Origin of the sequence: Parabacteroides sp. AF48-14 (genome assembly GCF_003477465.1) — a bacterium.
GTDB lineage: Bacteria > Bacteroidota > Bacteroidia > Bacteroidales > Tannerellaceae > Parabacteroides > Parabacteroides acidifaciens.
The window spans coordinates 1-1,165 of the sequence record NZ_QUDI01000102.1; the positions used below are offsets into that span (position 1 = coordinate 1).

The window sequence follows — 1,165 nt, forward strand, 5'->3', positions numbered from 1 at the left end:
GGATTTTATAATAATCATCCGTAAGCGGTTTTCTATATAAGAAGATCGGATGTCCGGCACCTTCAAAGAGATGAAGTTCACAATCTACTCCATTTTGCAAAAGCTTATCCCGGTAGGATTCGACGGCTTTGACCGATACGATAGGATCCTTCGTGCCAAGCAATATCAGAGTGGAAGGAGTTGCTTTCGATACATGATGGATCGGTGAAATTTTTTCAAAATCCCTTTCGATTTCCGGGAAACCATAGCCTCGCGAAACCATATCTATAACCGGATAATATAACACGGAAAGGTTCGGCCTGTAACCTGCCGGAACAGCCCCATCGCTCCCGATCGTTCCGAGTGCGGCAGCCAAATGACCTCCGGCTGAACCGCCCGCTACGGCAATCTTATCCGGATCAAGCTGATAATCCGAAGCATGGCTACGCAACCAGCATATCGCATCTTTGGCATCCTCGAAACTCTCAAACGGAGTAGAATGATGCAGATATTCTATCCGGTAATCGACCGATATGGCAACCATTCCCTTTGACGCATAATAAGCACATTCGCGATAAAACTGGATTGGAGTGCCTAATTTCCAGCCACCCCCAAAGAAATAGACGATAGCCGGTCGTTTCTCTCCGCCTTTTATATCTTGAGGTTTAAAGATATGGAGTGCTAAAGAATCACCGTTTTCTAATGTTTTATACCGGGTTATTTCAGGTGAAAAAGTGATTTCAGACGGAGCCAACACTTTCTTTAGAGCATTAAACCAGACAGTAGCCATCTTCTCTGCCCCCTCTTTATTCGGATGAACTTTATCGTAAATCGTATATTTCTTCCAATCAAATCCTTCAGCCTGGTTTACTAAACAGATATGGTCCGAATGCAATTCGGAAACCATTTCCGCTATCTTCTCATTCAACTCCGGAATATAAGAATACTTGGGCAATTTACCACTGGGGATTACTTGGGCAATCAAAATACGAACATTCGGGTTGATCGCCTGTATTTTGTTGATAATAGACTTGTAAGAAGCAATCATTCCAGAAACAGGTTTCTCTTCCGCAAAATGGTTGTGACCGGCATGGAGCAAGATGATATCTGCCGGATAAAGCCGGTAGATACTGTCGATCTTCGACTCTAAAAACTCCACATTCTTGCCGCTGAAACCACAATGACT

1 protein-coding gene is annotated in these 1,165 nt (G+C 43.8%); it reads right to left on the reverse strand.

Annotation, left to right across the window (positions count from 1 at the left end):
* Positions 1-1,165, reverse strand: a 1,165-nt coding sequence (locus DW083_RS21920; protein WP_122333830.1) for an alpha/beta hydrolase fold domain-containing protein, incomplete at both ends; no start/stop codon positions are given.